Source organism: Agromyces sp. NPDC056523, assembly GCF_042794545.1.
Taxonomy (GTDB): Bacteria; Actinomycetota; Actinomycetes; order Actinomycetales; family Microbacteriaceae; genus Agromyces.
Genome location: NZ_JBHTTM010000005.1, coordinates 1 through 26662, shown reverse-complemented (window position 1 = coordinate 26662; position 26662 = coordinate 1). Strand labels below are relative to the sequence as shown.

The 26662-nt window shown below is 72.7% G+C and carries 29 protein-coding genes, 1 rRNA gene and 1 riboswitch; of the genes, 12 read left to right on the top strand and 18 right to left on the bottom strand.

All coding sequences use genetic code 11. The features are described 5' to 3' along the window. Positions 1-25: 25 nt before the first annotated feature. The gene (rsmI, locus tag ACFQ58_RS15500) at positions 26-859 is read right to left on the bottom strand and encodes a 16S rRNA (cytidine(1402)-2'-O)-methyltransferase (protein ID WP_376952064.1); all 834 of its coding nucleotides are present in this window, start codon (positions 857-859) and stop codon (positions 26-28) included. Between the two features lie 51 nt (positions 860-910). On the opposite strand from rsmI, the gene ACFQ58_RS15495 reads away from it, so the two are divergent. Then, a complete protein-coding gene (locus tag ACFQ58_RS15495; RefSeq protein WP_376952063.1) occupies positions 911-2629 on the top strand; it encodes a dolichyl-phosphate-mannose--protein mannosyltransferase in 1719 nt (572 codons plus the stop codon). Continuing rightward, positions 2626-3627 carry a YeiH family protein gene (locus ACFQ58_RS15490; protein WP_376952062.1) on the top strand — a complete coding sequence of 334 codons (1002 nt, stop codon included), beginning with the start codon at positions 2626-2628 and terminating at the stop codon, positions 3625-3627. Before ACFQ58_RS15495 ends, ACFQ58_RS15490 begins: the two co-directional genes overlap by 4 nt. Here the strand turns inward: ACFQ58_RS15490 and ACFQ58_RS15485 are convergent. The 7 genes from ACFQ58_RS15485 to ACFQ58_RS15455 all read right to left on the bottom strand — a co-directional run bounded on the left by ACFQ58_RS15485 (position 3603) and on the right by ACFQ58_RS15455 (position 8601). Then, positions 3603-4631 carry an NAD(P)-dependent alcohol dehydrogenase gene (locus tag ACFQ58_RS15485; RefSeq protein ID WP_376952061.1) on the bottom strand — a complete coding sequence of 343 codons (1029 nt, stop codon included), beginning with the start codon at positions 4629-4631 and terminating at the stop codon, positions 3603-3605. The genes ACFQ58_RS15490 and ACFQ58_RS15485 overlap by 25 nt on opposite strands. Continuing rightward, positions 4628-5620, bottom strand: a complete 993-nt coding sequence (locus ACFQ58_RS15480; protein WP_376952060.1) for an NAD(P)-dependent alcohol dehydrogenase — start codon at positions 5618-5620, stop codon at positions 4628-4630. The genes ACFQ58_RS15485 and ACFQ58_RS15480 overlap by 4 nt, the downstream gene beginning before the upstream one ends. Then, the gene (locus ACFQ58_RS15475) at positions 5617-5844 is read right to left on the bottom strand and encodes a helix-turn-helix transcriptional regulator (protein ID WP_376952059.1); all 228 of its coding nucleotides are present in this window, start codon (positions 5842-5844) and stop codon (positions 5617-5619) included. Before ACFQ58_RS15475 ends, ACFQ58_RS15480 begins: the two co-directional genes overlap by 4 nt. After that, complete coding sequence (locus ACFQ58_RS15470) at positions 5838-6269, bottom strand: hypothetical protein (protein WP_376952058.1); 432 nt, start codon at positions 6267-6269, stop codon at positions 5838-5840. Before ACFQ58_RS15470 ends, ACFQ58_RS15475 begins: the two co-directional genes overlap by 7 nt. 253 nt (positions 6270-6522) lie before the next feature. Beyond that, a complete protein-coding gene (locus ACFQ58_RS15465; RefSeq protein ID WP_376952057.1) occupies positions 6523-6852 on the bottom strand; it encodes a DMT family transporter in 330 nt (109 codons plus the stop codon). Between the two features lie 11 nt (positions 6853-6863). Further along, positions 6864-6930, bottom strand: a riboswitch (guanidine-III (ykkC-III) riboswitch). A 187-nt stretch (positions 6931-7117) separates the two neighbouring features. Then, positions 7118-8293, bottom strand: coding sequence for an FAD-dependent oxidoreductase (locus ACFQ58_RS15460; RefSeq protein ID WP_376952056.1), 1176 nt, complete (start codon positions 8291-8293; stop codon positions 7118-7120). Then, positions 8290-8601, bottom strand: coding sequence for an antibiotic biosynthesis monooxygenase family protein (locus tag ACFQ58_RS15455; RefSeq protein WP_376952055.1), 312 nt, complete (start codon positions 8599-8601; stop codon positions 8290-8292). Before ACFQ58_RS15455 ends, ACFQ58_RS15460 begins: the two co-directional genes overlap by 4 nt. 95 nt (positions 8602-8696) lie before the next feature. Here ACFQ58_RS15455 and ACFQ58_RS15450 point away from each other — a divergent pair, with 95 nt between their 5' ends. From ACFQ58_RS15450 to ACFQ58_RS15440, 3 genes are all read left to right on the top strand, one after another. After that, on the top strand, positions 8697-9257 hold the full coding sequence (locus ACFQ58_RS15450) for a cysteine hydrolase family protein (protein WP_376952054.1): 561 nt from the start codon (positions 8697-8699) through the stop codon (positions 9255-9257). Positions 9258-9337: 80 nt separating this feature from the next. After that, positions 9338-10663, top strand: a complete 1326-nt coding sequence (locus ACFQ58_RS15445; protein WP_376952053.1) for an O-acetylhomoserine aminocarboxypropyltransferase/cysteine synthase family protein — start codon at positions 9338-9340, stop codon at positions 10661-10663. Then, a complete protein-coding gene (locus ACFQ58_RS15440) occupies positions 10660-11286 on the top strand; it encodes a CoA-binding protein (protein WP_376952052.1) in 627 nt (208 codons plus the stop codon). The genes ACFQ58_RS15445 and ACFQ58_RS15440 overlap by 4 nt, the downstream gene beginning before the upstream one ends. A 68-nt stretch (positions 11287-11354) precedes the next feature. On the opposite strand, the gene ACFQ58_RS15435 is transcribed toward ACFQ58_RS15440, so the two are convergent. Beyond that, the gene (locus tag ACFQ58_RS15435) at positions 11355-12458 is read right to left on the bottom strand and encodes a ThuA domain-containing protein (protein ID WP_376952051.1); all 1104 of its coding nucleotides are present in this window, start codon (positions 12456-12458) and stop codon (positions 11355-11357) included. A gap of 220 nt (positions 12459-12678) precedes the next feature. Continuing rightward, the gene (locus ACFQ58_RS15430; RefSeq protein ID WP_376952050.1) at positions 12679-13239 is read right to left on the bottom strand and encodes a GNAT family N-acetyltransferase; all 561 of its coding nucleotides are present in this window, start codon (positions 13237-13239) and stop codon (positions 12679-12681) included. Positions 13240-13365: 126 nt separating this feature from the next. On the opposite strand from ACFQ58_RS15430, the gene ACFQ58_RS15425 reads away from it, so the two are divergent. The 6 genes from ACFQ58_RS15425 (at position 13366) to ACFQ58_RS15400 (ending at position 18333) form a co-directional block, all read left to right on the top strand. Continuing rightward, positions 13366-13890, top strand: a complete 525-nt coding sequence (locus tag ACFQ58_RS15425; protein ID WP_376952049.1) for a histidine kinase — start codon at positions 13366-13368, stop codon at positions 13888-13890. A 26-nt stretch (positions 13891-13916) separates the two neighbouring features. Then, the gene (locus ACFQ58_RS15420; RefSeq protein ID WP_376952048.1) at positions 13917-14783 is read left to right on the top strand and encodes a DUF4097 domain-containing protein; all 867 of its coding nucleotides are present in this window, start codon (positions 13917-13919) and stop codon (positions 14781-14783) included. Positions 14784-14941: 158 nt separating this feature from the next. Continuing rightward, entirely contained in the window at positions 14942-15781 is an 840-nt protein-coding gene (locus ACFQ58_RS15415) for an ABC transporter ATP-binding protein (RefSeq protein WP_376952047.1), read from the top strand. Then, positions 15781-16572, top strand: coding sequence for an ABC transporter permease (locus ACFQ58_RS15410; protein ID WP_376952046.1), 792 nt, complete (start codon positions 15781-15783; stop codon positions 16570-16572). Before ACFQ58_RS15415 ends, ACFQ58_RS15410 begins: the two co-directional genes overlap by 1 nt. 90 nt (positions 16573-16662) lie before the next feature. After that, on the top strand, positions 16663-18054 hold the full coding sequence (locus ACFQ58_RS15405; RefSeq protein WP_376952045.1) for an L-serine ammonia-lyase: 1392 nt from the start codon (positions 16663-16665) through the stop codon (positions 18052-18054). An 87-nt stretch (positions 18055-18141) separates the two neighbouring features. Then, a complete protein-coding gene (locus tag ACFQ58_RS15400; RefSeq protein WP_376952044.1) occupies positions 18142-18333 on the top strand; it encodes a hypothetical protein in 192 nt (63 codons plus the stop codon). A gap of 54 nt (positions 18334-18387) precedes the next feature. On the opposite strand, the gene ACFQ58_RS15395 is transcribed toward ACFQ58_RS15400, so the two are convergent. The 4 genes from ACFQ58_RS15395 to ACFQ58_RS15380 form a co-directional block, all read right to left on the bottom strand. Then, on the bottom strand, positions 18388-18885 hold the full coding sequence (locus ACFQ58_RS15395) for a rhodanese-like domain-containing protein (RefSeq protein WP_376952043.1): 498 nt from the start codon (positions 18883-18885) through the stop codon (positions 18388-18390). Between the two features lie 111 nt (positions 18886-18996). Further along, entirely contained in the window at positions 18997-20280 is a 1284-nt protein-coding gene (locus ACFQ58_RS15390) for a M18 family aminopeptidase (RefSeq protein WP_376952042.1), read from the bottom strand. 73 nt (positions 20281-20353) lie between these two features. Then, entirely contained in the window at positions 20354-21289 is a 936-nt protein-coding gene (locus ACFQ58_RS15385) for a DnaJ domain-containing protein (RefSeq protein WP_376952288.1), read from the bottom strand. A gap of 69 nt (positions 21290-21358) precedes the next feature. Then, positions 21359-22903, bottom strand: coding sequence for a methyltransferase (locus ACFQ58_RS15380; RefSeq protein ID WP_376952287.1), 1545 nt, complete (start codon positions 22901-22903; stop codon positions 21359-21361). A gap of 205 nt (positions 22904-23108) precedes the next feature. Between ACFQ58_RS15380 and ACFQ58_RS15375 the strand changes: the two genes are divergently transcribed. Further along, positions 23109-23441 (top strand): hypothetical protein, encoded by a 333-nt coding sequence (locus ACFQ58_RS15375; RefSeq protein WP_376952041.1) that lies wholly within the window; start codon positions 23109-23111, stop codon positions 23439-23441. Between the two features lie 31 nt (positions 23442-23472). On the opposite strand, the gene pnuC is transcribed toward ACFQ58_RS15375, so the two are convergent. From pnuC to rrf, 4 genes are all read right to left on the bottom strand, one after another. Further along, complete coding sequence (gene pnuC / locus ACFQ58_RS15370) at positions 23473-24147, bottom strand: nicotinamide riboside transporter PnuC (protein ID WP_376952040.1); 675 nt, start codon at positions 24145-24147, stop codon at positions 23473-23475. Continuing rightward, a complete protein-coding gene (locus tag ACFQ58_RS15365; protein ID WP_376952039.1) occupies positions 24144-24554 on the bottom strand; it encodes a DUF3054 domain-containing protein in 411 nt (136 codons plus the stop codon). Before ACFQ58_RS15365 ends, pnuC begins: the two co-directional genes overlap by 4 nt. 22 nt (positions 24555-24576) lie before the next feature. Further along, positions 24577-26481 carry a thioredoxin domain-containing protein gene (locus ACFQ58_RS15360; protein WP_376952038.1) on the bottom strand — a complete coding sequence of 635 codons (1905 nt, stop codon included), beginning with the start codon at positions 26479-26481 and terminating at the stop codon, positions 24577-24579. Positions 26482-26574: 93 nt separating this feature from the next. Next, positions 26575-26662 (bottom strand): 5S ribosomal RNA (gene rrf, locus ACFQ58_RS15355); the annotation flags it as partial.

Below are 26662 nucleotides of genomic sequence, written 5' to 3'. Positions count from 1 at the left end.
CATGATCCTCGCGGGGCGTGCGAATTCACTGTGAGCGGGCTGCACGCCGTTCGAGCGCCGCCTCGTAGAGGTCGCGCTTGCCGAGGCCGGTCTCGGCGGCGACGAGGCCGGCCGCCTCCTTCAGGCGAGTGCCGGATGCCGCGAGCTCGAGCACCCGCGCGACGGCGGCGTCGGCGTCGGCCGCCGGGGGCTCGCCCGCCCCGCCGACCACGATGCAGATCTCGCCGCGCACGCCGCCGGCCGCCCACTCCGCGAGCTCGCCGAGCGGCCCGCGACGGACCTCCTCGTGCAGCTTGGTGAGCTCGCGGCACACCGCGGCGGAGCGGTCGGGCCCGAAGGCCTCGGCGAGCGACGCGAGGCTCGCGGCCAGGCGGGAGGGCGCCTCGAAGAACACGAGCGTCCGCCGGTCGCCCGCGAGCTCGGCGAGGCGACGCATCCGCTCGCCCTGCTTGCGCGGGAGGAAGCCCTCGAAGGCGAACCGGTCGGTCGGCAGCCCCGACACGGCGAGCGCGGTGACCACCGCGCTCGGGCCGGGGATCGCGGTGACCTCGACACCCGCCTCGACCGCGGCCTGCACGAGCGGGAAGCCGGGATCGGAGACCGTCGGCATGCCCGCATCGCTGAGCACGAGCAAGTCGCCGTCGCGCGCCAGCTCGACCAGGTCGGCGGCCCTGGCGCGTTCGTTGTGCTCGTGCAGCGCGATGAGCCTCGGCCGGTTGGCGATGCCGAGCGCGGCGAGCAGGCGCTGTGTCACGCGCGTGTCCTCGGAGGCGACGGTCTCGGCGTCCTCGAGCGCCTGGCGGAGTCGCGTCGAGGCGTCGCCGAGGTTGCCGATGGGCGTCGCCGCGAGGATGATCACCGGTCCAGTCTGGCGCACGGATGCCGCGGGGCGCGCGGCTACAGTGGGCGCATGGGTGTGAACGGCACGGGTGCGGACGCGCCCGCCGCCCGCACGGATCCACCCGCCGACGCCGGGGCGAGGGCCGACACCGATGCCGACGCCGCCGACGGCGGCGTCGGGCTCGACGCGGAATCCGGCGCCGCGCCCACCCCGGCTCCTGCCCCGGCAGCGGAGCCCCGCGGCAGCCGTCTCGACCGATGGTGGTCGGGCGTCATGTCGACGCCGCGGCGCCGCGCGCTGTGGTACTGGGGCGGGCCCATCGCGGTGACGCTGCTCGCCGCCATCCTGCGGTTCTGGAACCTCGGGCAGCCGCACGCGATCGTCTTCGACGAGACCTACTACGTGAAGGACGCGTGGACGCTGCTCCACAACGGGTACGAGTCCACGTGGCCCGAAGGCGCCGACGAGGAGTTCGCACGGGGCGACACCGACCTCTACTCGACCGACCCGTCCTACGTGGTCCATCCGCCGCTCGGCAAGTGGATGATCGGGCTCGGCATGGCGCTGTTCGGCGCCGACAGCGCCGTGTGGTGGCGCGCCTCGACGGCGCTCGCCGGCACGGTCGCGGTGTTCGCGCTCACGATGGTCGGGCGCCTCCTCTTCCGGTCGACGCTCGTCGCGGTGATCGTGGGGCTGCTGTTCGCGGTCGAGGGCAACGCCATCGTGATGAGCCGCGTCGCGCTGCTCGACATCTGGGTCATGCTGTTCGCCCTGCTGGGCTTCTGGTTCGTGCTGCTCGACCGCACGAGGACCGCAGACCGCATCAGGGAGCGCCTCGCCGAGGCGCGCGAGGCGGGACACGACCCGTACGCGGGTCCGGTGATCTGGTCGCGGCCGTGGGTCGTGGCCGCCGGGGCGGCGTTCGGCGCGGCCACGGCCGTGAAGTGGTCCGGCCTCTACTTCCTCGCGGCGTTCGGCGTCTACCTCGTACTCGTCGACGCCCTGGCACGACGGCGGATCGGCCTGCCGTTCTGGATGACCGGCGCGGTGCTGAAGCAGGGCCCGGCGACGTTCGTGCTCTTCGTGCCCGTGGCCGCCGTCGTCTATCTCGCCTCCTGGACCGGCTGGCTCACCACCGACGGCGGGTACTACCGCCATTGGGCCGACGAGCCCGACAATGCGGCCACGGGTGCGTGGTCCTGGATGCCCCGCGCGTTGCAGAGCTTGTGGCACTACCACCAGGCCGCGTACGGCTACCACGTGGGGGTGCACGCGACGCACCCGTGGGAGGCGAACGCGCTCACCTGGCCGCTCGCGCTCCGGCCGACGAACATGTACTTCTCGAGCACCGCCGAGGGCTGCGGGGCCCCGGACTGCTGGTCCTCGATCCTCGGCATCCCGAACCCGCTGATCTGGTGGGCGGCGACGATCGCGACGGTCTACCTCGTCTACCGCTTCGCGCGCTACCGCTCCTGGGTCGACGGCGCGATCCTCGTCGGCGTGGCGGCCGGGTACCTGCCGTGGCTGCTCTACCTCGAGCGCACGGTCTTCCACTTCTACACGATCGCCTACGAGCCGTACGCGCTGCTCGCGCTCGGCGCGGTCGCCGTCCTGGTCATCGGTCGCGCGGACGACCCCGAGTGGCGCCGGGTGCGCGGGCTCGCGACCGTCGCCGTGTACCTCGGCGTCGTCATCGCGGTGTCGGCCTTCTTCTTCCCGCTCTGGACGGGGATCCCGACCACGCCCGAATTCCGGCAGCTCCACTTCTGGCTGCCGGGCTGGGGATGAGCGCGTCCGGCGAGCGGTGGGGCGAGCGGATGCCGGGACTCGGCGTCGCTGCGGCGGCCGCGGCGCTCGCGTGGGCCGTGCACCTGCTCTTCCCGGTCGTCCCGCTGCTCACCGTCGCCGTCGCGGCGGGGATCGCGGTCGCCCAGGTCCCGCGCGCGAGGGACGCCGTGGACGGACCGCTGCGCTCCGGGCTCTCGTTCTCCGCACGCACGCTGCTCCGGGCCGGCATCGTGCTGCTCGGGCTGAAGCTCAGCCTCGCCGACATCGCCGGGCTCGGCTGGGTGACGATCGCGACGACGGTCGCGGTCGTCGTGCTCGCGTTCGCGGGTACCTGGGCGCTCGGGCGGGCCGTCGGGCTGCCCGGGCGCGAGCCGCTGCTCGTCGCGAGCGGGTTCGCGATCTGCGGCGCGTCGGCCATCGGCGCGATGGCGGCCGCGACGCGGGCGCGCGACGAGGAGCAGGCGCATCCCGTCGCCCTTGTCACGCTGTGCGGCACGCTCGCCATCGCGGTGCTGCCCGCGCTGTGGCATCCGCTCGGGCTCTCGCCCACGGGCTTCGGCCACTGGGTCGGCGCCGGCGTGCACGACGTCGGGCAGGTGGTCGCGACCGCGCAGGTCGCCGGCACGGCCGCGCTCGCCGTCGCGGTGGTCGTGAAGCTCACACGCGTGCTGATGCTCGCACCGATGGTCGCGATCGCGGCGACCGTCGAGCGACGGCGGTCGACGGATGGCCCGGGGCCGCGGCCCGCGATCGTGCCGCTGTTCATCGCGGGGTTCGTCGCCGCCGTGCTCGTCCGCACGTTCCTCGCCGTGCCCGAGCCCGTCTTGGTCGCGGCCGACCTCGTGCAGACCACGCTGCTCGCCATGGCGCTGTTCGCGCTGGGCACCTCGGTGCGCGTGTCCGCGCTGCTGCACACGGGTTGGCGTGCGGCTGCGGTCGGCCTCGTGTCGTGGGTACTGGTCGCGGCCCTGGCCTACGGAGCGGTGCTGCTCGGCTGAGCCGCCTCGTCGGCGCCCGCCGAGGGGGCAGGACGGTCGAACCCGCGCAGCGCGAGCTTGCCCCGCACCGCACCCGACTCGAGGAGCCCGAGGGCCTCGGCCGCGCGATCGATGGGCAGGACGCGGTCGACCACCGGGCGGAGCGTGCCCGCCTCGGCGAGGCGCCGGAGCTCGTCGAGGTCGTCGCCGTCGCGACGCGCCGCGAGCGGCCGCAGCCGTTGCCGCGTGAAGAGGCCGAGCAGGGACGCTCGTACGATGCGCCCGAGCGGGCCGAGCACGCGCGTGCCGCCACCCGAGGAGAGCACGAGCGTGCCCCGCGGGGCGAGGATGCGGCGCATCGCCGCCAGCGGGCGGTCGCCGACCAGGTCGAACACGACGTCGTAGCGCTCGCCCTGCTCGGTGACGTCGGTCGTCCGGTAGTCGACCACCTTGGTCGCGCCGGCCGCGCGGACGTGGTCGGCCTTCGCGGCGCTCGCGACGCCGGTCACCTCGGCGCCGAGGCCGGCCGCGAGTTGCACGGCGTACGTCCCGACCCCGCCGGACGCGCCGATGACGAGCACCCGGTCGCCCGCTCGCACCTTCGCCAGTCGGAGGCCCTGCAACGCCGTGGTGCCCGACACAGGGATGACCGCGACATGCTCGTCGTCGAGGTTCGCCGGCGCCCGTCGAACGTGCGGCGCGTCGATCACGACGACCTCGGCGAACCCGCCCTGGTCGGCCTCGGCGAACACCCGGTCGCCGACCGCGAGACCGTCCACCTCGGATCCGACGGCGATCACCGTTCCGACCACGTCGCGCCCGACGACGGGCTTGCGCGGTCTCGTGCGCCCGAATGCCGCGCGGATCATGAGCGGCTCGCCGCGCATGATCCGGACGTCGCCGGCGTGGACGCCGGCCGCGCGGACGCGGATCGCGACGTCACGCGGGCCAGGCGCCGGCTCCGGCATCTCCGCGACGCGGATCACCTCAGGTCCGCCGTATCCCACCTGGACGATCGCCCTCATGATTCCTCCCCAGGCTCGGTCGACGGCGTCACGATGACGCTGCCGCGCTTGTGTCCGGTGTCGACGATCCGGTAGGCATCCGCGATGCGTTCGATGGGCAGCACGCGGTCGATCGCGGGCCGGACCACGCCGGTGGTCGCGAGCGCCGCGAGCTCATCGAGGTCGGGCCGCTTCACCTCATCCGGGCGGAGGCCGGTGAACATGATCACGGCGCGCGTGCGACCCAGGCGCGAGGTCAGCTGCTGCACCATGATCGCCCAGGACGGCACGGTCGTCAGGTACACACCGCCCTCGACGAGCGCACGCCGGGCGCGCCGGTACGTGCTCTTCCCGGCCGCATCGAAGACGACGTCGTAGCGCTCGCCCGTGCGCATTGCATCGACCTGCGTGCGATCGACCACATGCTGCGCGCCGAGTGCTCGCACGTGATCGACGTTCGCGGTCGAGCACACGCCGGTGACCTCGGCACCCAGGTGACGGGCGAGTTGCACCGCAGCCCCGCCGACGCTCCCCGCGGCGCCGTTGACCAGCACGCGCATGCCGGGACGGACGTGCCCGCCGTCACGGAGGAAGGGCAGGGCGGTCATGGCGCCGTCGCAGAGGGCCGCGGCATCCGACCACGACACGCCCTCGGGCAGTCGCTCGATCGCGCCGTTCTCACCGACCACGACGAATTCGGCGTGCGCCCCGCCGCTGGCGCCCGTCGCGCCGAACACCCGGTCGCCGACCGCGAATCGCGTCGTGCCCGGGCCGACGGCGTCGACGAGGCCCGCCAAGTCGGAGCCCATGACGGGATGCCGCGGGCGGCGCAACCCGAACGCCAGGCGTGCGAACCACGGGCGCCCGGAGCGCCAGGCGCCGTCGGACGCTCCGACCGACGCGGCGAGCACGCGGATGCGCAATTCGCCTCGACCGGGTTCCGGCCGTGGCCGCGTCCCGACCGCGGCGACCTCGGGCGGTCCGTACCGCTCCGCGAGTGCGACTCTCATGATGCCTCCGTCTCGGGGTACTGGAAGACGTCGTCGAGCGGGACCCCGAACACCCGCGCGATCTGGAAGGCCATCTCGAGGGATGGCGAGTAGCGCCCCTGCTCGATGGCGATGACGGTCTGGCGGGTGACCCCGAGTCGCTGCGCGAGCTCGGCCTGGGTCATCTCGCCGTGGCGGAAGCGCAGCGAACGGATGTCGTTCGTGACCCTCGTGGGCTTCACCATGTCGGCACGCCCCTGCGGTAGGCGACCAGGCGGGTGATGCTCTCGAGCAGCGCCGAGAGCACGAAGCACAGGTAGATGACGTTCGCGATCCAGAACCAGTCCGCCTCGAGCATCGAGAGCACGAGCGCGCCGAGCGCGCCGATGACGACGAACGAGCCGCCGACGCGGGTGCCCAGCCGGTCGATCTCGCGATCGCGCACGTCGCCCTTGGTGCTCTCGCTCGGGAACACGATCTCGACGAGGATGCGCAGCACGATCGTCGCGACGATCGCTCCGCCGATGGTCCAGAGCATGACCGGCACGTAGTCGACGTCCTCGACGGCGACGCCGCCGACCACCTGCGGGAGCACCAGCGAGAGGTACACGGTGTAGCCGACGACGGCGATGACGAGGTAGACCCAGGTCCCCTTCTCCTCGTAGGACATGCCAGCTCCTCAGGTAAACAATGTTTGACATGTCCAGTGTCAACCATTCTGCACATCGTGTCAAGCATTCTTTACCTGTCCGCTCACCAGTCGCGGCGAGAGAATGCCGAACGACGCGTTCGTGCAGCGTTCGGCGACGTTCGGCATACTCTCGCCGGACCGGGAGCGGGCGGATGGCGCGGGGCGGGCCGGGGCAGGCGAATGGCACGGGCGGGGGCGAGCGGGACGGGCGGATGGCGCGGCGCGGCGCGCGTCAGTGGCCGGCGCCGCCGTCCACCAGCTTGAGGCCGACGACGCAGCCCACGAGCCCGGCGATGAGGGCGAGGCGCGCCCACGAGACATCCGTGTCGCCCGTGACCATCGCCCAGATCACCGTGAGGGCCGCACCGATGCCGACCCACACCGCGTAGGCGGTGCCGACCGGGATGTCGCGCATCGCCCAGGCGAGCCCGCCCATCGACACCACGAGCGCGACGCCGAACACGACCGACGGCCAGAGCTTGGTGAACCCCTCGGACTTGCCGAGCGCGGTGGCCCACACGGCCTCGAGCACACCGGAGAGGATGAGGACGATCCACGACATGACGGCACTCCTTCGGCCAGTCTTGTCGCGCTCCGGGTACTGGGTTCCCTCGTCCGGGGCCGCCCCTCGGCGACCTGCCCTCAGGCTAGCAAGCGGGCCTGATCAGGCCCTGTGCACCCGAGCGGATGTCGCACCGCCGCGGCGTCCGCACCACGCCGGTTTCAGGAGAACGGAAGTGGTTCAGGACCGGATCGCCGGATTCATCCTGATCAGCCTCCGTTCTCCTGAAACAGAGTTCGCCGAGCGGATGTCGCGCACGCGCCGATCAGCGCCCGGCGAGCCCCGTGGGCGACCCGCCCGCCGCGTCGATCACGCGGTCGGCCGCGAACCGCTCGGGCGCCGGACCCGTCCCGTCGGCGAGGTCGGCGAGGATTCGTCCGACCACCGGCGTGAACTTGAACCCGTGCCCCGAGAACCCCGCGCCCACCACGATGGGCCCGAGGCGGTCGAGCACGAAGTGCTCGTCGGGCGTCGTCGTGTAGGTGCAGCTGATCGGCGTCACCGCGTCGGCGTCGACCCCGGGCAGCCAGTCGCGGGCGTACCGCTGGAGGTCGGCGAGCTGGTCGGGCCGCGGCAGGAAGTCGCGCTCGTCGGGGTCGACGACGGGGCCGACGCCGTGCCATCCGGCCTTCACGCCCTCGCCCGGCGTCAGCATGCCGTACACCGGCGAGCGCCAGTAGTCGTACCCGTCGGCCGCCGGGCCCGGGAAGTGGTTGTAGCTCGGCCACGCGATCGAGTCGTCGCGCACGGCGAAGTGCGCGGGCTGCTCCTGCGTGACGACGAGCCGCGGCAGCGCGAGCCCGCCGACGAACTTCGTCGTCCAGCCGCCGAGGGCGACCACCGCGGTGCGCGCCTCGAACACCTCCTCCGCGCCGTCGTCGGTGACGGATGCCACGCGCACGCGTTCGTCGCCGAGCGGCTCGATGCGCGTGGCTCGCGTGCGGTGCCGCACGTCGGCCCCGGCGGACGCGGCCGTGGCATGCAGCGCGGCGATCGTGGCATCCGCGTTCACCCGGCCGGCCTGCGCGTTGAACAGCACCCGCGTGTCCCAGCGGATGCCGGGCCACCGGCGCGACGCCTCGTCGACGGGCAGGAACTCGGCCGGAATGCCGGCCGCCTCGAGCGCGGCATGGACGGCGTCGAACTGCGGCGCCGGCCCGTGGTTCGCGACCCCCACCAGGTCGAGCAGCGACGTGCTCGACTCCGCCTCGAGTTCGCGCCAGAGCGGCAGCGCCTCGACGAGCATCCGGACGTACGCCGGGTCGTCGTAGGCGACGTTGAAGTTGCGCGACGCGCCGTGCGAGGCGCCGTTGCGGTGGCCGGGCTCGTACCGCTCGAGCAGCGCGACGTCGCGGCCGCGCCGGGCGAGCTGCCACGTGGTCGCCGCGCCCATCGCGCCGCCGCCGACGACGATGGTCTCGACCTGCGTCACCCCGCTCATCGGGCGCCTCCCGCCACCGCCTCGACCTCGCGGAAGTGCTCGACGACCGGGAACGGCTCGTAGAACCCGTGCAGCAGCTCGCGCCAGCGCGCGTATTCGGCCGATCCGCGGAAGCCGGGATCGTGGTCCTCGATCCGCTCCCAGTGCACGAGCAGCAGGTACGCGTTCGGCGTCTCGACCGAGCGCGAGAGCGTGAGGTCGACGAAGCCGGGCATCGAGGCGATGATCGCCTTCGCCTCGGCGAAGGCGCGCTCGAACTCCGCCTCGCGGCCGGCGACGACGGGCAGAACGGCGTGCTCCAGGATCACCCGCACCACGGTACTCGCACGTGTTGGCAGCCCGTCGCGGAGGAATGGCAGCCGGTGCCGCGGGTCCGGCCGCGCCGCCGCGCGACGATGGACGCATGGACTTCGACGACACCGCCGCCCTCCTCGTGATCGACGTGCAGCAGGGCTTCGACGACCCCGCCTGGGGCGAGCGCGACAACCCCGACGCCGAGGCGAACATCGGCCGGCTGGTGCAGGCGTGGGCGGATGCCGGGCGGCCCATCGTGATGGTTCGGCACGACTCGCGCGAGCCGGGCTCCACGCTCGCGGCGGGCTCCCCGGGCAATGCGCTGAAGCCCGTCGTGGCCGACGCTCCGCACGACCTCTTCGTGACGAAGCAGGTCAACTCGGCGTTCTACGGTGAGCCCGACCTGCACGGATGGCTCGGCGAGCGCGGCATCCGCCAGGTCGTCGTGTGCGGCATCCAGACGAACCAGTGCGTCGAGACCACGGCCAGGATGGCCGGCAACCTCGGCTACGACGTGACGCTGCCGATCGACGCGACGCACACGTTCGACATGGCCGGTCCGGGCGGCGTGCGCCTCACGGCCGCCGAGCTCGCCCGCGCGACCGCGGTCAACCTCGACGGGGGCGGATTCGCGCGCGTCGTATCGACCGACGAGGTGCTCGGCGCGTGAGGCCCGCGGTCCGCGGCATCCGTTGCCGTTCGTTACGGCCGGCGGGCGGACGGCCCAGCGACGCGGGGTAGCGTGAGGCCATGGCAGACCGCGAATACGGCTTCAAGACCCGCGCCATCCACGCGGGCAACATCCCCGACGCCGAGACAGGCGCTCGGGCGCTGCCGATCTACCAGTCGACCGCGTTCGTCTTCGACGACACCGCCGATGCCGCGGCGCGCTTCGCGCTGCAGAAGTACGGCAACATCTACTCGCGCCTGGCGAACCCGACGGTCGCGGCGTTCGAGGAACGCGTGGCGAGCCTCGAGGGCGGCCTCGGCGCGGTCGCGACGGCGAGCGGCTTGGCGGCGCAGTACATCACCTTCGCGAGCCTCGCGGGCGCGGGCGACCACATCGTCGCGTCGGCGAACCTCTACGGCGGCTCGATCACCCAGCTGGATGTCACGCTGCGCCGCTTCGGCGTCGAGACGACGTTCGTACGCTCCTCCGACCCGGCCGACTACGCGCCGGCGATCACCGAGCGCACCAAGGCGATCTTCGTCGAGACGATCGCGAACCCGTCGGGCGAGATCGCCGACCTCGAGGGCCTCGCCGATGTCGCGCACGCGCACGGCATCCCGCTCATCGTGGACTCGACGATCGCGACCCCGTACCTCAACCGGCCGATCGAGTGGGGCGCCGACCTCGTCACGCACTCGGCGACGAAGTTCCTCGGCGGGCACGGCACCACGCTCGGCGGGGTCGTCGTCGAGTCGGGTCGATTCGACTGGCACTCCGAGAAGTTCCCGCTGTTCGGCGAGCCCGTGCCGACCTACGGCGGCCTGCAGTGGTCGGGCAACTTCGGCGAGTACGCGTTCCTCACGCGCCTGCGGGCCGAGCAGCTGCGCGACATCGGACCCACGCTCGCAGCACACAGCGCGTTCCTGCTCGCGCAGGGCGTCGAGACGCTGCCGTACCGCATCCAGGCGCACATCGACAACGCGCGCGTCGTGGCCGAGTGGCTCGCCGACGACCCGCGCATCGAGCGCGTGTTCTGGGCCGGGCTGCCCGACCACCCGCACTTCGAGCGGGCGGCCAAGTACCTGCCGAAGGGACCGGGCTCGGTGTTCAGCTTCGAGGTGAAGGGCGGCCGCGAGGTCGGCCAGGCGCTCATCGAGTCGGTGAACCTCGCCAGCCACCTCGCCAACATCGGTGACGCGAAGACCCTGATCATCCACCCGGCGTCGACGACGCACGCGCAGCTCACCGACCAGCAGCTCGTCGACGCGGGCGTGCTGCCCGGGGTCGTGCGCCTCTCGGTCGGCATCGAGGACGTGGAGGACATCATCGCCGACCTCGACCAGGCGCTCGCCGCGGCGACGCAGGGTCGATCGCTGGCCGGCGCGACGATCGGAGCAGACCGATGAGCACCGCGATCGACCCGACGGCTGAGCAGGCGACCGAGACGACGGATGCCGCGACCGCCGGCGAGGTCGAGACGGTGCGCCTCGTCAACGGCCTGTCCTGCGACCTGCCCGCCGATTCGCCGCTCGCGAAGCTGCTGAAGTCGCAGCGCACGTGGGACGGTCCCGACGCGAAGCAGCGGCTGCGCATCCTCAACGCGGCGAAGTCCGTCGCGATCGTCGGCGCCTCGCCCAAGCCGCAGCGCTCGAGCTACTTCGTGGGCACGTACCTGCAGCAGTCGAGCGACTACCGCCTGTACTTCGTGAACCCGAACGAGACCGAGATCCTCGGCGAGCCGGCGTATGCGAGCCTGGCCGACCTGCCCGAGGTGCCCGACATCGTCGTGGTGTTCCGCCGCGGCAGCGACATCCCGGCCGTCGTCGACGACGTGGTCGCCGCGGGCGCGAAGACCATCTGGGTGCAGCTCGGCATCTGGAACGAGCAGGCGGCGTACTACGGCGAGGAACAGGGCCTCACGGTGGTGATGGATCGCTGCATCAAGGTCGAGCACGCGCGATTCCACGGCGGCCTGCACCTGCTGGGCTTCGACACCGGCCAGATCACGAGCCGACGCGGCGGTCGCTGACCCGCACAGCCGCCCACCGACGCGAACGGGCCCCGCGACCGAGGTCGCGGGGCCCGTCGCATCCGGCGTCAGGAGACGAGCGCCTGCTGCCACTCGATCAGGTCGGCGATCTTGGCGACGAGCGCGGCATCCTGGAGGCCGTTCGCCTTGCCCTTCGCCTGCACGAGCACCGCGATCGCGCCGGCGTGGTCGCCCGAGTCGGCGGCCAGTTCGGCCGCCTCGAGGTAGGCCGCGACGTCGCCGCCGAGCTGCGCGACGCGCTGCGACCCGTCCTCGAGGCCGGTGAGGATGCCGTCGACCTCCGGGAAGGTCACGCAGTCACCGCCGCCCGACACCACGCCGGCCGTCCACTCGATGCCGCCGAGGATGTGCTCGAGGAACAGCGGGTCGGTCCAGGAGGAGTCCACGTGGCCGGCGGCCTCGTACCACGAGCGCCCGCCCTCGAAGTTGTGGCACCAGGCCAGCGGGTGGTCCTCGCCCATGGCGCCGCTCCCCGGGTTGTACGTCGACTCATCGAGCGTGATGAGCACGTGCACGTCCTCGCGGGGGTTCGTCGTGAAGTTGTACCACTCGTCGAAGCGCACCCACTCCGACGGCAGCATCTCGGTCGACGGGTGGCCCGGGCTCTCGACGCGCATGGTGGCGGTCTGCTGCGCCGGGTGGTTGCGGAAGCGCGCGCTGCCGCCGGTCAGCTCGCTGTACCAGGGCACGGTGTGCATGGAGTCGGTCGCGGCGTGCAGGCCGACGTAGCCACCGCCACCTCGGATGTAGCCCTGGAACGCGGCCAGCTCGGTGTCGTTGAGCAGGCGCGGACGGGTCGGGTCGAGGTTGTTCGTCGCGTCCACCGGGGAGGCGAAGATGATCGTCGCGTACTTCGACAGGTCGTCCGCGGTCGTGAACGGCGAGCTCGGCAGGGTGAGCGCGGGCTGCCCGGGCGACGTGCCCTGCGGCGGGTCCCAGACGTCGACGCTGAACCCGTGCTCCTCGCCGAGCTTGATGATCGCGTTGGTCGTGTCGTCGATGTGCGAGTGACGGAAGCCGAGCGTCTCGCCGACCACGAGCACCTCGTAGTCGTCGCTCTCGGCATTGGCCGGGGCGGCGACGAGCCCCAGGCTGAGCGTGACCGCGGCGGCGCAGGCGCCGGCGATCGCATGTCGGACGTGTTGCTTCATCAGTCGTTTCTCCTCTTCGAGCGTGGACCGTGCCATCCGCCTGTGCAGGCGCGCAGGACAATATGTTGCGCGAGCCGACATATGTGTCCCGGGCATGAGACTATTGCCCCGTTCGGGGGGATGTCAACGGTACGCCGCCGATAGGTGCGCGACTTGCGCACTGCTTTTGCACACGGCGCGCCAAAAGCAGTCGTGGCCTGACCGCTGTCGTCGGCCCTGGTCAGGCGGCGGACGTGGACGCGACGCCCTCGGCGGCGCGACGGACCACCGCTCGGCCGTACGCCATCATCAGGAAGCTCGTCCCGTCGGCCCGCTCGAACCGGTACTCCCGCTCGGGCAGGCGTTCGAATCCCAGCCGCTCGTAGAGCCGCTGGGCCGACTGCATCTCGGGCCCGGTGTTGAGCACGACGCGTCGGATGCCGCGACTCGCCGCCAGCGCGAGGACGTGCCGCACGAGCGTCTCGCCGACACCGCGCCCGCGCGCGCCGGCCGCGACGCCGAGAAACCGGAAGTCGAGCTCGTCGTCATCGCGGGCGACCGGCGACAGTCGGGCCCCTTGCCGCGGCGTCGTCACGGTGCCGAGCAAGGCGCCGCTCGCGACGTCCACGGCGACCCAGACCTCGGCCGTTCGCGCGCGGTCGGCGACGCGCTCGATCTCTGCCAGGTAGGCGGGATTCAGCACGAAGTCGCCGGCGTACGCCCGGCTCACGAGCTCGCGGACGGCGGCGATCTCGTCGTCCCGCATGACTCGGATCAGGACGGCGGGGTGGCTGGGAGACATCCGGCCAAGCCTAGGCGGCCTCGGATGCGAGCCGGCTGAGCACGTGACACCGCCGTGACACCATCTCGCCGAGAATCTGACACCAGGGACATTGACATGACACCACAATGGTGTCACCATGGTGTCATGGACCTCACCGGATACGTGGACGACCTCCAGCGCAGACTCGCCATCGCAGCCGAAGCCGGCGGCGACGAGGCACGCTCGCTCGCCGAGCGCCTCACCGCTCCGTTGGACGCCGCCGCGCGGCTCGTCCTGCTCGAAGCGCTCTCGGCCGCGGCCGGCGAGATCACCGCCGAGCTCGCTCCGGGATCCGTCGACGTCCGTCTCCGCGGACGCGATCCCGAGTTCGTTGTCACCGTGCCGGTCGCCGCGACCTTCACGTCCGCGTCCGATGGCCCCGTCCCGGTCGTCGCCGAGGTGCCGGCGCCCGCCGCCATCCCCGACGACGCGTCCACGAGCCGCACCACGCTCCGCCTCCCCGACCAGCTGAAGGCCCAGGTCGAGCAGGCGGCCGCGCGCGACGGCGTCTCCGTCAACACCTGGCTCGTGCGCGCGATCGCCGCCGCCGTCGAGCCCGCCCCGACGCGGCCCACCGAGACCCGCCCAGCCGACGGCGACGCGAACCGCGTCACCGGCTGGGTCCGCTAGAACACCCACACGATCGAGGAGTCGACATGACCACCTTCCAGACACCGAACCCCGTCGTCATCGACGTCGACCTCGGCTGGGGCGACCTCCACGTCGTCGCATCCGACCGCACCGACACCGTCGTCGAGGTCCGGCCCGCGAACCCCGACAAGTCGGGGGATGTCAAGACCGCCGCCGAGGCGAAGGTCGAGCTCGTCGGCGACGTGCTCACCGTCCGCACGACGAAGGGATGGCTCCACTACACGCCGTTCGGCAACGCCGGCCAGGTCGACGTCACGATCGAGGTCCCCGAGGGGTCCGAGGTGCGCGGCGCCACCGGAGCCGGCCGCCTCCTCGCCGAGGGCACGTTCGGTGCGGTCGCCTATCGCACCGGCGCCGGCGACGTGCGGGTCGACGAGGCCGAGCGCGTCACGGCTCGCACCGCGTCGGGCGCGATCATCATCGGTCGCGCGACCGGCGCCGTCGAGCTCCATTCGTCGTCGGGCAGCGTCCGCATCCGCGAGCTCGCGGGCGAGGCGCAGATCAAGAACCCGAACGGCTCGACGACCATCGGCGAGGTCACCGGCACGCTGGTCGTTCAGGGCGCGCACGGCGACGTGAACGTCGCCAACGCGAGAGGCGACGTCACCGCGAAGACCAGCTATGGCAACCTCCTCGTGGAGCGCATCGACGTCGGCCGGGTCCAGCTCGAGGCCGGATACGGCGGCATCGAGGTCGGCGTCGCCGAGGGCACGGCCGCCTGGCTCGACGTCTCGAGCCAGCACGGGGCGGTGCGCAACAAGCTGCAGCCGTCCGACGCGCCCGGCGCCGACGAGAACACCGTCGAGCTGCACGCCCGCACGAGCTGGGGCGACATCCTGATCCGCCGACCGAGCTCGACGCCGGCTCGCTAGCCGACCCGCATACCGGGCGTCACCGCCACGCACGACCCGCCGGACGACCCTCGTCCGACGTCGGGGTGGTCCAGTGCGCCCTGAAACACCCCGAACCGCCGTACCAGCGCGCGACGCACATCCGCGCATCGCGCTCCCGATGAGAAACGGAGATCCAGATGACCACCGATCAGACCCAGGCGCCTGCCATCCGCGTGCAGGGCCTGGAGAAGTCCTATGCGAAGGACCTGCAGGTGCTCCGCGGCGTCGACTTCGACGTCGCCCGCGGCAGCATCTTCGCCCTCCTCGGCTCCAACGGGGCCGGCAAGACCACCGTCGTGAAGATCCTGTCCACGCTGCTCCGTGCCGACGCCGGCTCGGCCAGCGTGAACGGCTTCGACGTCGCCGCGAAGGGGGCCGAGGTCCGCGCCTCGATCAGCCTGACCGGCCAGTTCGCAGCCGTCGACGAGGTCCTCACCGGGCGTGAGAACCTGGTGCTCGTCGCCCGGCTGCGGCACCTGCCCGGCCCGGGCCGCATCGCCGACGACCTGCTCGCCCGCTTCTCGCTCACCGATGCGGGCAACCGCAAGGTCGCCGAGTACTCGGGAGGCATGCGCCGACGCCTCGACATCGCGATGAGCCTGATCGGCAACCCGCCGATCATCTTCCTCGACGAGCCGACGACCGGGCTCGACCCGCAGGCGCGCATCGAGGTGTGGCAGTCCGTCACGGAGCTCGCCGCGAACGGCACGACGGTGCTGCTCACGACGCAGTACCTCGACGAGGCCGAGCACCTCGCCGACCGCATCGCGATCCTCCACCAGGGCCGGATCCTCGTGGACGGCACCCTCGCCGAGCTGAAGCAGCTGCTGCCGCCGGCGAAGGTCGAGTACGTCGAGAAGCAGCCCACCCTCGAGGAGATCTTCCTCACCCTCGTCGGCGACGACGGCAGCACCGCCACCTCCGACGCCACCACCGCCGACGCCGCCACGACCGCCACGACCCGAAAGGACCGATGATGACCACCGCAACCGCACCGATGACCACGACCACGCACTTCTTCGGCGACACCGCCGTGCTCACCGGCCGATCCCTGCGGCACATCACCCGCAGCCTCGACACGATCATCACGACCGCGATCATGCCGATCGCCTTCATGCTGCTCTTCGTGTTCGTCTTCGGCGGCGCGATCGACACCGGCTCCGACACGCAGTACGTGGACTACCTGCTGCCCGGCATCCTGCTCATCACGGTCGCCTCGGGCGTGTCCTACACGGCCTACCGGTTGTTCCTGGACATGCAGGGCGGCATCTTCGAACGGTTCCAGTCCATGCCGATCGCACGCTCGAGCGTGCTGTGGGCGCACGTGCTGACCTCGCTCGTCGCGAACCTCGTGTCGCTCGCGATCGTCGTCGGCGTCGCCTTCATCATGGGCTTCCGCACCGGCGCCGACCTGCTGGCCTGGCTCGCCGTCGCGGGGATCATGGTCCTGTTCACGCTGGCCCTCACCTGGCTGGCCGTGATCCCGGGCCTCACCGCGAAGTCGGTCGACGGCGCGAGCGCGTTCTCGTACCCGCTCATCTTCCTGCCGTTCATCAGCTCCGCGTTCGTGCCCACCGAGAGCATGCCCGGTCCTGTCCGCGTCTTCGCGGAGTACCAGCCGGTCACCGCCATCGTCGACGCCATCCGGGCCCTCTTCACCGGCCAGCCGGTGGGCTCCGACATCTGGATCGCCCTCGCCTGGCTCGTCGGCATCCTCGTGGTGGCGTACGGCTTCGCGATGCTCGCCTACCGCCGCAAGATCTCCTGAGCGCGGATGTCGCAGCACGCGCCCGGCTTCGCGCACGATTCTTCGACCCGCCGGCGAATCCGTGCGCGTGCTGCGACGTACCCTAGGTGGGTGACAGCGTTCGTCTCAGCCCTCGATCTCTTCTCGATCGGGATCGGGCCCTCCAGTTCCCACACCGTGGGGCCGATGCGGGCGGCCCGCGCCTTCGTCGAGGAGCTGGCCGACGACGGACGCCTCGACGCGGTCCGCCGCGTCACCTGCTCGCTCTACGGCTCACTCGGCGCCACGGGCCTGGGGCACGGCACGCCCGACGCCGTCGTCGCGGGCCTCGCGGGCCTGGTGCCCCACGACTGCGACCCCGACGACGTCCGCGGGGCGTGGACGCGGCTCGGCACGGCGGGCGCCCAGATCCGGCTCGCCGGCCGGCGCGCCGTCCTCATGACCCAGTCCGACATCAGCCTCGAACCGCGGACCCGTCTCCCCGGCCACCCCAACGCCATGACCCTGCAGGCTTGGGGCGACGACGACGCGCTCCCGATCGCCGAGGAGACCTACTACTCGGTCGGCGGCGGCTTCATCCGTCGCGAGGGCGACACCCCCGAGCAGGCCGAGGCGCTGCGCCATCCGCTGCCCTACTCGACGGCCGCCGAGCTGCTCGACCTCTGCGACGCGCACGGCGTCAACTTCTGCGACGTCGCCTGGCGCAACGAGGTCGCCGTGCACGGCGAGGAGGGCATCGTCGCCGGCCTCGACGCGATCTGGGCCGCGATGGCCGAGTGCGTCGAGCACGGCCTGCGCACCGAGGGCATGCTGCCCGGCCGGCTCGGCGTCAAGCGACGGGCCCCCGAGGTGCGCCGCCGGCTCGAGGAGTACGACCGCGACGACGCCGCGCGCACCCCGCTGGGGCGCGACACCTCCACCGAATGGCTGCACGCCTTCGCGCTCGCCGTGAATGAAGAGAATGCATCGGGCGGCCGCGTCGTCACCGCGCCGACCAACGGGGCCGCCGGGATCCTCCCCGCGGTCGGCCACTACTACCTGCGGTTCGTGCCCGGCGCCGACCAGGCCGGTATCCGCCGGTTCCTCCTCACCGCCGCGGCGATCGCGAGCCTCGTGAAGAAGAACGCGTCGATCTCCGGCGCCGAGGGCGGCTGCCAGGCCGAGGTCGGCTCCGCGTGCGCGATGGCGGCCGGCGCCCTGTGCGCCGTGCTCGGCGGCACGCCGCGCCAGATCGAGAACGCCGCCGAGATCGCCATGGAGCACCACCTCGGCCTCACGTGCGATCCGGTCGCCGGGCTCGTGCAGGTGCCCTGCATCGAGCGCAACGCGATCGCCGCCTCCACCGCGGTGTCGGCCGCGCGTCTCGCCCTCCACGGCGACGGCACGCACGTGGTCTCGCTCGACACCGTGATCGAGACCATGCGGCAGACCGGCCTCGACATGATGACGAAGTACAAGGAGACCAGCGAGGGCGGGCTCGCGGTGAACGTCATCGAGTGCTGACCGCACGGTGTGCGCCCGGCCGCACCGTACCGTGTCCCCCGATCGGGTCGCTACTGCCCGAGGGCACCCCTCTGGCAAGGTAGCCGAGTGGACCCGAACATCTCCCCCGACGTCATCGGCGGCATGAGTGCCGCCGTGATCATCATCGGCTCGTTGATCTACCTCGCGATGATCGCGCTCAGCCTGTGGATCGGCTACCTGATCGTCAAGGCTGCCGTGCGCAACGGGCTCCGCGACCACACGCTCTGGCTCGAGTCGCGGCGCGGTCCGCTGCGCTGAGCGGATGCCGCGGCGCTCGTCCGCCGCGCGGGCGCGTGTCCCCCATTCGGCGTCTCAGCACGCGCACTCGATCGGCGGCCCGTCGGTCGCCACGTTCGTGAGCGTGTCCAGCGGATGCCGCTCGGTGCCGCCGTCCCGCTCGACCTCGAACCCTTCGCGTGCCCAGTACTCGAAGCCGCCGAGCATCTCCTTGACCGGATGCCCGAGCATGGCGAAGGCGAGAGCGGCCCGCGTCGCGCCGTTGCATCCGGGCCCCCAACAGTAGACCACGACGGGCGTCCCGGCCGGGATCCGGGCCGCGGCATCGTCCGCGATCCGCCGCCCCGGCAGGTGCACGGCGCCGGGGATCCGGCCGGCGGCCCACGCCGCCTCGCTGCGCGTGTCGACGAGCACGAAGCCCGGCTCGCGTGCGGCGAGCGCCGCGGCCACGTCCGAGACGTCGGTCTCGAAGCCGAGTCGTGCCCTGAAGTGGTGCACCGCCTCCTCGGGCGGGGCCGCGTGGTCGAAGAGCGCGGAGGTCGTCGCGACAGGTGCGGGGTGCGTCGTGGTCATGTCACGATGCTCGCACTCGCGGCGCACCTGCCGTGGCGCGGATCCCGTCGCGCGTGCGCGACATCCTGCCGTTCACGCGAAGCCGGCATGCCGGCGCGCCGGGTGCGCGGCTCAGGCGCCCGCGAAGAATGCGGCGACGGCCGCGCCGAGCGCACGAAGGTCGTCGACGTGCGCCAGCTCGCGCGCCGAGTGCATGGAGAGCAGCGGCGGTCCGACGTCGACGGTGCGGATGCCGAGGCGCGTGGCCGTGAGCGGTCCGATGGTCGAGCCGCACGGGATCGTGTTGTTCGAGACGAACGGCTGCGTCGGCACACCGGCCGCACGGCACGCCGCGGCCCACCGCGCCGACCCCGCGGCATCCGTCGCATACCGCTGGTTCGCGTTGAGCTTCAGCAGCGGGCCGCCGCCGAGCACGGGCCGGTTCACGGGGTCGTGCCGCTCGGGATAGTTCGGGTGCACGGCGTGGCCGGCGTCGCTCGAGACGTGCCACGATGCGGCGAAGGCACGACGACGATCCTCGACGCCCGCGCCGAGGCCGGCGCCGATGCGGGTGAGCACGTCGTCGAGGAACGGACCGCTCGCCCCCGACCGCGACTCGGAGCCGAGCTCCTCGTGGTCGAAGGCCGCGAGCACGTTGATGTGGGCGGCGTCGGCGGGCGCCTCGAGCAGCGCCGTCAGCCCCGCGTGCACCGAGGTGAGGTTGTCCATCCGACCGGAGGCGAGGAAGACGTCGCCGCGCCCGAAGCGGGCCGGTGCCGCGGCGTCGGCGACGTGCACGTCGTGCCCCACGACGTCGTCGGGGTCGATGCCCGCCAGGCCGGCGAGGTGGCCCACGACATCGGCCGGTTCGAGGCCGACTTCCACGCCCCAGATCGGCTGCACGTGCCGCTGCTTGTCGAGCGTGAGCCCGTCGGCGTTGACGCCCCGGTCGAGGTGGATCGCCAGCTGCGGGATGCGCAGCAGCGGACCCGTCGCGACGAGGTGGGTCGCGCCATCCGCCGTGACGAGGCGACCGGCGAGGCGGAGCTCGCGGTCGAGCCAGGAGTTGAGCAACGGGCCGCCGTACACCTCGACGTTCGCCTGCGAGAGGCCGGCTGCGGCGCTGGACGGGTTCGGCTTGAGCTTGAACGACGGCGAATCGGTGTGCGCACCGAGGATCCGGAACGGCGTGATTGGACCGGCCGACTCGGGCTGCACCCACGCGATCACCGCGCCGTCGCGCACGACGACCCGGCGCCCGGCGCCGGACGGCCAGGCCTCGCCCTCGTCGAGGCGGTCGAAGCCGGCGGCCTCGAGCCGCCGGGCCACCTCCTCGGCCGCGTGATACGACGACGGCGATGCCGTCACGAACGCGGTGAAGTCCTCGATGTACGCGTCGACCTCAGGGATGCCCATCCCTCCATCTTCGCGTACGGCGGACGGCCCGCCGGACGCGGCGGCCGTCGCCGCCTGTCGCCGTCGCCGTCGCTCAGGCGAACCGCAGGGTCGCCTGCAAGCGGGCGCGCACCTCCATCGAGTCGGCCCCGCCGAGGTGCGGCGCTCCGGGCAGGCCCTCGCGGATGGCGCTCGCCAGCCTCGACCGTCGCACCAGGGCGACGACCGCCCCGCGGTTCGTGCCGCCGACCTCGAGCGGGACGGCGGCGTCCTCGTCGGGCACCACGATCACGAGCGCCGTCGGCTTGACCCTCGCCGGGCGCGTCACGGCCTTCGCGCGCGCCGCGAGCGCACGGATCGGCCGCTCGCCGGCGAGCGCCTCGCCGACGAGCTCGCCGCGCTTGAAGGCGACCGGCCCTCCCCAGTCCTCGGACTGGATCGCGACCAGGCCGGTCGGGCCGAGGACGAGGTGGTCGAGCTTGGGCGGCATCCCCGGCCCCGCGGCATCCGTCGCCACGTCATGCCAGACCGTGTACGCGATGCCGAGCGTGGCGAGCGCTCGGGCCGTGTCCTCCTCGGCGAGCGCGTCGGCGAGCACGTGGCGGATGTCGCGGGGCGCACTCCGCACGAGGGCCGGGTCGTACGGGTCGTCGAGCGTGACCCCGCGCCCCGCCCACTCGCGGATGAGCGCCAGGTAGCGCTCGCGCGTCCACCCGCCGGGGTGGCCGTAGGAACGGGCGAGCGGCCGCGAGTCGCTCCGGGGCTTCGGCGCGGCCGGCGCCCAGGGCGCGTGCGGGGCATCCGAGGGAGCCACCGTGCGCACGCCGCGGTCGAACGCGGCCCGCGCCTCGGGCGTGCCGACGAGCTCCCACGCCGCCTGCACGGCGTGGAATCGCACCGCGTCGCCGCCCGTGTCGGGGTGGGCGTGGCGCAGGGCGCGCCGGTACGCGAGACGGAGCGCCGCGGCATCCGCGTCGGAGGGGACGCCCAGGACCTCGTAGGGCGACTGGGAGAGTGGGCTGTCGGGCATGGGCTCGCTTTCGGTGGCGAGCATGAGGATACCGCCGCACGCCGCAAGGGCGCCGCGAACGCGCGCTCGTTACTCGGCGACCGGGCGCAGCAGGCCGCCCGCGACGAGCTCGCGCACGGCGGGCGCGAGCTCGTCCCAGAGCTCGGTCGGCTCGACGTCCAGCAGCTGCGCGATGGCGTCCGACAGCACGCCGAGCGGCAGCTCCCCGTCGGCGGCGCCGACCAGGGCCGCGAGGCCGGTGCCCGCGTCCACGACACGACCGAAGCCGCCGCCCTGACGGAGCAGGATGACCGTCGGCTGCTCATCGCCGGGCCAGTGATGCCGTTCCTCGGTGACGTCGCCCGCCACGGCCACGCGGAGCCCCCGCATCCCCGCGTCGTCGAGGGGCGCGATCCGGTCGACGGCCTCGAGGCAGTCGGCGAGGTGCGCGCCGAGGCCGCCCGGGGTCTCGCCGAGCGGGCCGTGCTGCCGTTCGGCGCGTGCGAGCCGCGGCTCGGTGCCGTCCGCCGGCCGTCGAAGCAGCACGTAGCCGAAGCCGACGGACTCGACGCCGCGGTCGGCGAAGTCGTCGAGCCACGCGGCGTGCAGCGCCTCGAACTCCGGCGTGCCGGGTCTCGTGCCGCCGTCGCGGATCCACGTCTCGGCGTACTCGCTCGGGTCCTGGCGTTCGCGTTCGACGATCCAGTAGTCCAGGCCGGACGTCGCGGCCCACCCGGCCGCGCGCTCCAGGCCGTCCTCGAGCTGGTCGGGCTCGCCCGGGCCGCCGGCTCGCCGGTACTCCCAGTTGCCCAGCAGCTGCGCGATGCCGCCAGGGGCGAGGTGCTCGGCGGCGCCGCGCACGACGGCCTCGACGATGCCGTCGCCGACCATGCCGCCGTCGCGGTACTCGTAGGCGGGCACGCCCTCGCGGCGCGGCGTGATGACGAACGGGGGGTTCGAGACGATCCGGTCGACGCGCTCGCCCGCGATCGGCGCGAACAGACTGCCGAGGCGGAACTCGATCCGATCCATCCGGTTGAGTCTCGCGTTGAACCGCGCGAACGCGAGCGCCCGCTCGGAGACGTCGGTCGCGATCACGCGGTCGCTGAACCGCGCGGCGTGCATCGCCTGGATGCCGCATCCGGTGCCGAGGTCGAGCGTCGCGCCGGCGTGCGACTGCATGAGCAGGCCGCTCAGCGTCATCGAGGCTCCCCCGACGCCGAGGACGTGCTCCTCGGGCAGGGGGCCGCCGGTCGCGAGCTCGCCGAGGTCGGACGCGAGCCACCACTCCCCCTGACCCGCGGCATCGGCGAACGCGTAGGGCCTGAGGTCGACGCGTGGGCGGACCTCAGGGCCGTCGACGCCGGTCGCATCGACGAGGCCGAGTGTCGTCGCGCCCTCGATCCCGAGTGACGGCAGCGCCGCGTCGAGGTCGGCGGATCGCACGGGCGCACCCAGCACGAAGCACCGCACGAGCACGGCCAGCGGGCGGTCCGCGACGTCGACGCGCTCGAGCGCGCGCTGCGCCGGGACCCGATGGCCGCGTCGAAGCGCCGCGCCGGGATGCGTCGGCTCCGCCTCCGTCGACTGCTCCCACAGACCCTCGATCGCCGCGACCGTGAACCGCGCCGACATGAGGTCGGCGGCGAGCGCGTCGACGAGCTTGTCGTCGGTCACGGGATGCACCCGACCATTCAAGCAGGCGCGACTCCGCACCATCCGTCGCGCGATCGTCACCGCGATGACACCTCGCGTCCATTCCCGGACTTCCGGCGTAACCCCGCCGACACACGCGCCGCCTAGCGTCGGTTACGATCGGACGAGCGAGGGGAGGTCGCAGATGGCTGAGTCGTCCACGTTGGAACGCCTACGTCAGGATGCCCGCGACGAACTCGCCGCGCTCATCGAACTGCGCTGCCGCCTGGGCGAGGATCCGTGGGCGTTCCTGCCCGAGCTGCCCTCCGTCGACGAGCAGGTCGTCGCGACGCTCCGCGAGGAGCGCCTGCACTCCGACCGCTGGAGCCCGGCTCGAGCGCGGGCGTACCACCCGACCGCGCGCCAGGGCGAAGCCGCCCGCTTCGAGTTCGAGGTGCTGCGCGAGATCGCGCTCGACCACCCCGAGCTCAGCACCGCGGTCTGGAGCGTGCTCGGTCGCGTTCCGTCCACCTGGTGACGGCACCTGCCCGGCGAGGTCGATCTGCGGGTCAGCCCGCAGCCGCCGGGGTCGCGGCATCCGCCCGTCGCTGCACGCGCACCCAGGTGATGAAGCCGATGATCGTGAAGACGCCGTAGAACAGGTACAGCAACGCCGAGGCGTAGTAGCCGGCGCTCACGAGCAGCGGCACGCCGACGATGTCGACCGCCACCCAGATCAGCCAGAACTCGGTCCAGCCGCGCGCCATGCCCCACGTCGCGAGCAGCGAACCGACGAAGATCCAGGCGTCGGCCCAGACCGGCTCGAACGAGCCGAGCGCACGGAAGATCGGCGTGAGCACGAGGGTGCCGCCGACGAGCACGACGACGAGCAGCAAGCGCTCGCGCGCCGTCGCCCAGCGCGGCGTGACGGCTGCGTGCTCACGACCCAGGCGACGGTTCCGCGACCACTGCACCCAGCCGTAGATCGACACGGCGATGAACATGAGCTGCCGTCCAGCCTGGCCGAGGAGGTTCACCGGGTTCGGCGTGTCGAACACGGCACCGAGGAAGACCGTGAACAGGAGGACGTTGCCGACGATGCCGACGGGCCACGCCCACACCTTGCGTCGCATGCCGCCCACGGCCGACGCCAGGCCGAACGCGTTGCCGACGATCTCGCGCCAGAGGATGACCTGGTCGCCGATCACCAGCTGGGCGTCGAACAGCCACTCGATCGGGTTCACCGCGCGGTCGCCCCGGTGCGTCGGCGGGTGCGGAGCGCGACGGCGGCGGCGACCGCAGCGCGCCATCCGACGAGGAACAGCCCGAGCGTGAGCGTCGCGACGACGATGAACGGCAGCGCCGTGCCCTGCCCGGTCAGCGCGCGGAGCAGCATCCCTCCGACGAGCGCGCCCGCCCAGACGACGATGCCCGTCGGCCACACCTCGAGCGGCTGCCGCCACGCGCGCACGACGATCCAGCCGGCCGCCGCGCCGACGACGAAGGGCCACGCCGTGCCGAGGACGCCCACGAGGTCGAGGCGCTCGGCGTGGCTGCCGCGCCCGGTCGCGGCGAACGCGACGATGAGGGCGGCGTCCGCGGCGGCAGCTCCGACGATCGCACCGAGGCTGCGGGGGCGCGCACGGGTCATGCCTCCATCGTAGGGCGGTGCGTCACGCGTCCGTCGCGAGCGCCACGAGGTCGTCGGCCGTTCCGACGGGCAGCGCACACACGAACTCGTGACAGCGATACGCCGCGGGGCGCGCGTCCCGCATGGTCCGGCCCTCGAACAGCTCGAATCCCGCTGCGGCGAACGCCCGCGCCTGCCGTTCGGTGACGACCGTCGCGACGGATGCCGCGTGGCGGCGCGTCGCGCGGACGAGGTCGTCCTCCTCCGAGCCGCCCGGGCCGGCGCGCTCCCCCTCGGGCACGACCGTGACGAGCTGCACGAGCGGCGCGGCGAGCCGCGCCATGAGCTCGAGCGCGCCGCCGAACGCGATCGGACGCTCGACCGCGATGCCCGCGACCGCACGCATGGCGCGCTCCGCCATCTCGCGATACCGGTCGCCGGCGCCGAGTGCGTACAGCCGCCAGGCGGCGTCCGCACAGGCGGTGGTGCCGGCCGGCGTCGCCCCCTCGGCGGGGTCCTCGGGCATCTCGAGTCCCCGGGCGACGAGCACGGGATCCGCTCCGCCGGGAGCATGGAACGGCGGCGAGTCGACCCCGCTCGTGGCACTGCCGCCGTTGTCCGCCGCGGCGTCGATGAGCGCGCGAGCGGCGATCGCGTACGACGCCTCACCGGTCGCCGTCGCGAGCCGAACCAGCCCGCCGGCGAGCATGCCGGTGTCCTCGAGCGTGGCGTGGGCCTGCGAGGCCACCCCGTCGAGCGAGGCGCGGACCAGCGTGCCGTCGGCCCGCACGTGCCGTTCGAGGAGCAGGTCGGCCGCTTCGCGCGAGGCGCGGAGCGCGGGCTGGTCGGCGAGGACGTGACCCGCGTGCGCCAGCGCCCCGATCGCCAGCCCGTTCCATCCGGTGAGCACCTTGGCGTCGAGCGCCGGCGGCTCGAGCGTCGATCGTCCGGCGGCGTCACGCTGGTAGTAGCCGCCTTCGCTGCGCTGCCCGTCGATCACGCTCTCCGAATCCTGCGCGCTCGCGAACCCTCCGGACGGCAGGCGCATGCGCTCCGTGAGGAAGGCGACGAGTCCGTGCGCGATCGGGGCGACCGCGTCGGACGGTGCGGGCTCGCCCGCGAGGTCCGCGGCGACGGAGAGGAGGAGCGCGTTGTCGGTCAGCATCCGCTCGTAGTGCGGCTCGCTCCAGTCGGGCCGGGTCGCGTACCGGAAGAACCCGCCCTCGACGGGATCCCGGAGCGGTGACGCGGCGATGGCGAGGAACGTGCGCACGGCGAGGTCGCGGCCCTCAGCGCCCGAGCAAGCGAGGAACCCGAGCACGGGCGCGACGGGGAACTTCGGGGCGGTGCCGAATCCACCGTGGACCGCGTCTTCCTCGGCGGCGAGGCTCGCGACGGCCGCCTGGAGCTGCTCCGTGGTCGGAAGCTCGCCCTCGGTGCGCGCAGCGGAGGCGGCGGCGATGGCCTCGCCGACCGCGTCGGCGGTGCGATCGAGGTCGTCGCGTCGTTCGCGCCAGGCCTCGTCGACCGCGGCGAGCACCTCGCGGAAGGACGGCATGCCACGGACGGATCGCGGCGGGAAGTACGTGCCCGCATAGAACGCCCGTCCGTCCGGTCGGGCGAAGACGGTCAGCGGCCAGCCCAGCTCGCGCGTGAACGCGGAGGCGGCGGCGAGGTAGCTCGCGTCGACGTCGGGGTGCTCTTCGCGGTCGACCTTGACGGCGATGTACCCGTCGCCGAGGATCCGCGCGATCTCGGGATCGCTGAAGCTCTCACGGGCCATGACGTGGCACCAGTGGCACGTCGCATACCCGATCGAGACGAGCACGGGGATGTCGCGCCGCGCCGCTTCGGCGAAGGCCTCCTCGCCCCAGGGATACCAGTCCACGGGGTTGTCGGCGTGCGCACGGAGGTACGGACTGAGCGCATCGGCGAGGCGGTTGCCCATCGCCCAAGCCTAGGCCCGCGCCCCGTGATCGGCACGGGAACGGGTTAAATGCAGAAGAGCCGCCCAGCATTGGGCGGCTCTTCTGTAATGAATGTCCGGCGGTGTCCTACTCTCCCACAGGGTCGCCCCTGCAGTACCATCGGCGCTGCGAGTCTTAGCTTCCGGGTTCGGAATGTGTCCG